Below are 5,943 nucleotides of genomic sequence, written 5' to 3'. Positions count from 1 at the left end.
GGCGATCGCCAGGAGCGCGAGCACGACGACGAGGAGGGTCGCGGGCAGGTCGAGCAGTCCCGTCAGGCCCGCGGCGACCAGGACGGCGACGAGGCGCTCGGCGCGCTCGGCGATGCCGACGTCGGCGCGCATGCCGAGCCCTTCGGCGCGGGCGCGGGCGTAGGAGACGACGTTGCCCAGCACCAGGCACAGCAGGGCGAGCCCCGCCGCCTGCGGGGAGTCGCCGCCCCGGGCGTACCAGATGGCCAGCCCACCGAAGATCGCGGCGTCGCCGAGGCGGTCGAGGGTGGAGTCGAGGAACGCACCCCACGCGCCGGAGCGCCCCGACAGCCGCGCCATGATCCCGTCGACGTTGTCGGAGAAGACGAAGGCGGTGACGACGAGCGTCCCCCACAGCAGCTCCCCCCGCGGGAAGAACAGCAGGGCGCCGGCGACGACGCCGAGGGTGCCGATGACGGTGACGGTGTCGGGGCTCACACCGAGCCGCAGCAGGAACCGCGCCAACGGCTCGAAGGTCCTCGTGATGCCGGCGCGGGCGAAGCGGTTGAGCATCAGGCGGTTCCGTCCCCGGCGCTCGGGGCACCGGTCCATGCGGCGGCGAGCCGGCGTCGGGTGTCCTCGAGCAGCTCCGGCAGGGCCTTGGTGCGCCCCACGACCGGCAGGAAGTTCGCGTCGCCCTGCCAGCGCGGCACGACGTGCTGGTGCAGGTGCGCGGCGATGCCCGCACCGGCCACCTCGCCCTGGTTCATCCCGACGTTGAACCCCGAGGGCGCGGACGCGGCGGTGAGGGTCCGCAGCGCCGCCAGCGACAGCGCCGTGAACTCGGCCAGCTCCTCGGCCGTGAGGTCGACGTAGAGCGACACGTGCCGGTAGGGGCAGACGAGCAGGTGTCCCGGGTTGTAGGGGAAGAGGTTCATCACGACGAAGCAGGTGCGCCCGCGGTGCACGACCAGCCCCTCGGCGTCGTCGAGGTGGCGGGCGCGGCAGAAGGGGCACTGCTGCGCGTCGTCCGGGTCGGCGGGCTTGCGCTCGCCCGTGATGTAGGCCAGGCGGTGCGGGGTCCACAACCGCTCGAAGCCGTCGGCCTCCCCGACCAGCGAGCCGGCCGCCTCCAGCGGCGGGCCGGCCGTGACCCTCTCCTCGTGCGCTCCGGCGTCGGGCATCAGACCTGCGCGTGCTGCTCGACGGCGTCGACGATGCGCCGGACGGCCTCGTCGACGGCGATGCCGTTGTCCTGGCTGCCGTCGCGGAAGCGGAAGGACACCGCCGCGTTGGCGACGTCCTCCTCCCCCGCGATGAGCAGGAACGGCACCTTCTGCTTGGTCCAGGTGCGGATCTTCTTCGGCATGCGGTCGTCGGAGGCGTCGACCTCGACGCGGATGCGGTGCTCGCGCAGCTTCGCCGCGACCTGCTGCAGGTGCTCGACGTGGGCGTCGGAGACGGGGATGCCGACGACCTGGACGGGCGCCAGCCACGGCGGGAAGATGCCGGCGTAGTGCTCGGTGAGGACCCCGAAGAACCGCTCGATGGACCCGAACAGCGCCCGGTGGATCATGACGGGGCGCTGCTTGGTGCCGTCGGAGGCGGTGTACTCCAACCCGAAGCGCTCGGGCAGGTTGAAGTCCAGCTGGATGGTCGACATCTGCCAGGTGCGGCCGATGGCGTCGCGGGCCTGCACCGAGATCTTCGGTCCGTAGAAGGCCGCACCACCGGGGTCGGGCACGAGGTCCAGGCCGGAGGCGGTGGCGACCTCCTGCAGCGTGCGGGTCGCCTCCTCCCACACCTCGTCGGAGCCGACGTACTTGTCCGGGTCCTTGGTGGACAGCTCCAGGTAGAAGTCCCGCAGGCCGTAGTCGCGCAGCAGGCCGAGGACGAACTCCAGCACCCCGGTCAGCTCGGCGTGCATCTGCTCGCGGGTGCAGTAGATGTGCGCGTCGTCCTGCGTCATGCCGCGCACCCGGGTCAGGCCGTGCACGACGCCGCTCTTCTCGTAGCGGTAGACCGAGCCGAACTCGAACAGCCGCAGCGGCAGCTCGCGGTAGGACCGCCCGCGCGAGCGGAAGACGAGGTTGTGCATCGGGCAGTTCATCGGCTTGAGGTAGTAGTCCTGGCCGGGCTTGCGCACGGTGCCGTCCTCGCCCAGCTCCGCGTCCAGGTGCATCGCGGGGAACATGCCCTCGCGGTACCAGTCCAGGTGCCCGGACACCTCGAACAGGTGGCCCTTGGTGATGTGCGGCGTGTAGACGAACTCGTAGCCGCTCTCCTCGTGGCGGCGGCGGGAGTAGTCCTCCATCACCTTGCGGACGACGCCGCCGCGCGGGTGGAACACCGCCAGGCCGGAACCGATCTCGTCGGGGAAGGAGAACAGGTCCAGCTCGCTGCCCAGGCGGCGGTGGTCGCGCCGCTCGGCCTCGGCCAGGCGCTCCTGGTACGCCTTGAGCTCCTCCCTGGTGGGCCAGGCGGTGCCGTAGACGCGCTGCAGCTGGGGGTTCTTCTCGTTGCCGCGCCAGTAGGCGGCGGCGGTGCGGGTGAGGGTGAAGCCGTTGCCGAGCAGCCTCGTGGTGGGCACGTGCGGGCCGCGGCAGAGGTCCTTCCAGGCCACCGAGCCGTCGCGGCGGAGGTTGTCGTAGATCGTCAGCTCGCCGCCACCGACCTCGACGGACGCCCCCTCCGCGGCGTCGGCCGCACCGGGCCCCTTGAGGCCGATGAGCTCGAGCTTGTACGGCTCGGCGGCGAGCTCGGCCCGCGCCTCGTCGTCGGTGACGGCGCGCCGGCGGAAGCCCTGCCCCTCCTTGACGATGCGCTGCATCGTCCGCTCGAGGGTCTTGAGGTCCTCGGGGGTGAAGGGCGTCGGCACGTCGAAGTCGTAGTAGAAGCCGTCGCGCACGGGCGGCCCGATGCCGAGCTTCGCGGCGGGGAAGTGCTGCTGGACGGCCTGGGCGAGCACGTGGGCGGCGGAGTGGCGCAGCACGGCGAGCCCGTCGGGCTCCTGCACGCCCACGGGTTCGACGACGTCGCCGTCGGCGAGGACGTGGGCCAGGTCGCGCAGCTCCCCGTTGACCCTGGCCACGACGACGTCGCGCGCCTGCGGGCCGGTGGCGACGAGGTCCGCGGCCGTCGTGCCGTCCTCCACCCGGTGCTCGGTACCGGCCGAGGTGACGGTGATCAGCGCGGGCACGGACGGGCCTCCAGAGCGGGGAGCGGACCGGCGCTCGGCCGGACGGCGACCGGGTGCGGCCGCCCACGCATGCTATCCACCGCGGCGGTGGGCCCTCAGTCGCCGGGCCGCGGCGGGCCGGGCTCCAGGCGGACGGCGTCACCGACCCGCACCGGACCGGGTGCGAGCACGGAGGTGTAGAGCCCGGCGCAGTGGCGGGGCGGGCGGTCGACCAGGAGCTCGGCGCTCGGCCCGACGCGCAGCCGCGCCCCCGCCCACCGCTGTGGCGGCGGCGCACCGGGCAGGTCGAGCAGGAGGTTGGCGCGGGGGTCCTCGCCGCCGCAGGCGGCCGGGTCCCCGCCCAGCTGCGCGAGCGTCACGACGTGCACCGCGGCGACCTGCCGCGCGCCACCGGTGCTGCGGTGCAGGGCGAGCGGACCGGGGTGCCCCAGCAGGTCCGCCAGCCGTGGCAGGGCCTGCTGCGCGGGGGCGGGCGGGGACCCGGGGAGGGCGAGCTCGAGGCCGCCGGGGACCGCGCGGGCGCCCACCCGGCGCAGGGCGGGGTGGGACTTGGCGCGCAGGGGCTCGCCGGTGTGGTCGCAGAGGACCCAGCCGCGGTCGCCGCGCAGGCCGTCGGCGTCGACCTCGGCGGCGGTGACGTCGGGCGCGTCGAGGGACTTCACGGGGAAGAGGCGGATCTGCAGGAGCCGGCCGACGACGGGCATGGGTGCTCCTGGTGTGGTGCTGGTGGGCGATACTGGGATCGAACCAGTGACCCCCTCGGTGTGAACGAGGTGCTCTCCCGCTGAGCTAATCGCCCCGAGCCCGTCAGCAGGACCTGCTGACCGCGACCGGCAGGAGCAACCATACCCGGTTCGCGGTGGTGCTCACGACACCCCCCGCCAACTCCGCCACGGCGCCCGCCCCGGCACCGGCCGGGCCGGTGGTTCAGTCGAGCCCGGGCACGCGGCGCAGCTCGGCCGTGACGGCCACGGGCACCCACGGCGGCAGCCCCTGCCAGGCCAGCCACCCCCAGGCGACGGTGACGAGCGCCGCGGCCGTGGCACCGCCCAGCAGCACGCGGGTCGACCAGGAGCGCCGCCCCACCCACGCGGTCCACGCCTGGATCCGGCGGCGGGCGAACCGGTGGGCGCGACGGGCCCAGTGGAACTCCGAACCGAGGATCGCGAGGCCGACGAGCACGATGAGCCAGCCGGGACCGGGCAGCGGGACCAGGACCAGGCCGACGGCGGCGACGGCGGACCCCGCGACGGCCACGACCGCGCGCCAGAGGCGGTTGGCGTGCGCATCGGCGCGGATGCGCTCCCGCCGCGCGTGCAGGCCGGCGCGCCAGCGCCGCCACCGGTGCCCACCGGGCGACACCGCCTCCCGACCCGGTCCGGGTCGTGCGGCAGCCGCCGCCGGCGGCTGCGAGCCGGGTTCCCAGGGCGTCGCCTCGCGCGCGGGCCGCTCGCCGGTCCCGGGCGCCGGCGGTTGCGACGCCGGGCTGGTGCGCTCCACCTCTCCAGGGTAGGTCAGCGCAGGGGGCCGACCCGGTGCGGATCCGTGGCGGGGACGTGATGTTTCGGAGGGCCTGCGGGGGGGAAACTGCTCGACACGGTCGCCGCAGCCCGTCGGCGTCCACGAGACATGGGAGGCCGACGTGCCCTCGCTGCCCCACCGCAAGACCGAGGTCGACGTCGACGTCTCGCTGCGCCTGCGGACGGCCGGCGGTTCGGCCGTGCCGGTCCCCGCGAGCCTGCACTACGGCGCCGACGACCCCTACGCCATCCACGCCGTCTTCCACGGCGGCGACGCCGACGTGGAGTGGGTCTTCGCCCGCGACCTGCTGCGCGAGGGTCTCGTGCGCCCCTCGGGTGCCGGTGACGTGCAGGTCCAGCCGTGCCAGGACGGGCTGGGAGGCCTGCCCCGGGTGCTGCTGCGGCTGTCCTCCCCGGACGGCAACGCCGAGCTGGAGGCCGACGAGGCCGACGTGCGGCGCTTCCTCCGCCGGGCCGACGCGCTCGTGCCCCCGGGCAGCGAGACCCGCCACCTGGACCTCGACGAGCTCGTGAGCCGCCTCGTCTCCTGAGGGGCGCACCCGGCCGGGGGCGGCGCGCTCCCCCGGCCGGGTGAGGTGGCGGGCCGCTCGCAGCCCGGGCGCGGGTCGCCGGTGCCCGCGCGGCCCGGCGCGTCTGGTACTCCTCGGGGCATGACCGACCCCACCACCGGACCGCCACCCCTCGAGGCCCTCCCCGACCCCGCGCTGAACGTGCGGGAGCTGCGACAGCACGCCCTGGCACGTCTGCGCGCCGGCGCCTTCGGCCAGGAGATGTGGGACTACCTCGAAGGGGGCAGCGGGGACGAGCGCAGCCTGGCCTGGAACGAGGAGGCGTGGGCCTCCCTGCGGCTGGCGCCGCACTGCCTCGTGGGCGTCGACGGCATCGACACCTCCACGGAGCTGCTGGGCCAGCGCCTCGCCTCCCCGATCGGGCTCTCCCCGGCCGCGAGCCACCGCATCTGGCACCCCGACGGCGAGCTGGGCGTGGTCTCGGCGGCCGGGGAGGCCGGGTCGCTGTACGTCCAGAGCACGCTGGGCACCACGTCCATGGAGGACGTGGCCGCCGCCGCCACCGCACCGGTGTGGTTCCAGCTGTACGTGCGCCGCGACCGCGAGCTGACCGCGAGCCTGGCGCGCCGGGCCGCCGCGGCCGGCTACACCGCGCTCGTGGTCACCGTGGACACGCCGGTGCTGGGCGCCCGCGACACCGACCGCCGCCGCAGCG

7 protein-coding genes and 1 tRNA gene are annotated in these 5,943 nt (G+C 74.9%); 2 read left to right on the top strand and 6 right to left on the bottom strand.

The genetic code is table 11. The features are described from left to right. The 6 genes from pgsA to ABEB16_RS01840 form a co-directional block, all read right to left on the bottom strand. Window positions 1-552: phosphatidylinositol phosphate synthase (pgsA, locus tag ABEB16_RS01865; protein WP_345710577.1), on the bottom strand; the 552-nt coding region annotated here is incomplete at its 3' end. Continuing rightward, on the bottom strand, window positions 552-1,163 hold the full coding sequence (locus ABEB16_RS01860; protein ID WP_345710576.1) for an HIT family protein: 612 nt from the start codon (window positions 1,161-1,163) through the stop codon (window positions 552-554). The genes pgsA and ABEB16_RS01860, both read right to left, overlap by 1 nt. Beyond that, on the bottom strand, window positions 1,163-3,178 hold the full coding sequence (gene thrS / locus ABEB16_RS01855; RefSeq protein ID WP_345710575.1) for a threonine--tRNA ligase: 2,016 nt from the start codon (window positions 3,176-3,178) through the stop codon (window positions 1,163-1,165). The genes ABEB16_RS01860 and thrS overlap by 1 nt, the downstream gene beginning before the upstream one ends. Window positions 3,179-3,273: 95 nt before the next feature. Further along, on the bottom strand, window positions 3,274-3,882 hold the full coding sequence (locus ABEB16_RS01850; protein WP_345710574.1) for an MOSC N-terminal beta barrel domain-containing protein: 609 nt from the start codon (window positions 3,880-3,882) through the stop codon (window positions 3,274-3,276). A 20-nt stretch (window positions 3,883-3,902) separates the two neighbouring features. Then, window positions 3,903-3,977, bottom strand: a tRNA-Val gene (locus ABEB16_RS01845). A gap of 128 nt (window positions 3,978-4,105) precedes the next feature. Then, a complete protein-coding gene (locus tag ABEB16_RS01840; protein WP_345710573.1) occupies window positions 4,106-4,678 on the bottom strand; it encodes a TIGR02611 family protein in 573 nt (190 codons plus the stop codon). A 142-nt stretch (window positions 4,679-4,820) separates the two neighbouring features. On the opposite strand from ABEB16_RS01840, the gene ABEB16_RS01835 reads away from it, so the two are divergent. Both ABEB16_RS01835 and ABEB16_RS01830 read left to right on the top strand, forming a co-directional pair. Then, a complete protein-coding gene (locus ABEB16_RS01835) occupies window positions 4,821-5,249 on the top strand; it encodes an SsgA family sporulation/cell division regulator (protein WP_345710572.1) in 429 nt (142 codons plus the stop codon). 120 nt (window positions 5,250-5,369) lie between these two features. Further along, on the top strand, window positions 5,370-5,943 hold a 574-nt coding region (locus ABEB16_RS01830; protein ID WP_345710571.1), incomplete at its 3' end, for an alpha-hydroxy acid oxidase.

Origin of the sequence: Kineococcus glutinatus (assembly GCF_039542765.1) — a bacterium.
In the GTDB taxonomy this organism is placed as follows: Bacteria; Actinomycetota; Actinomycetes; order Actinomycetales; family Kineococcaceae; genus Kineococcus_A; species Kineococcus_A glutinatus.
This window is presented reverse-complemented; position numbering and strand designations above follow the sequence as displayed.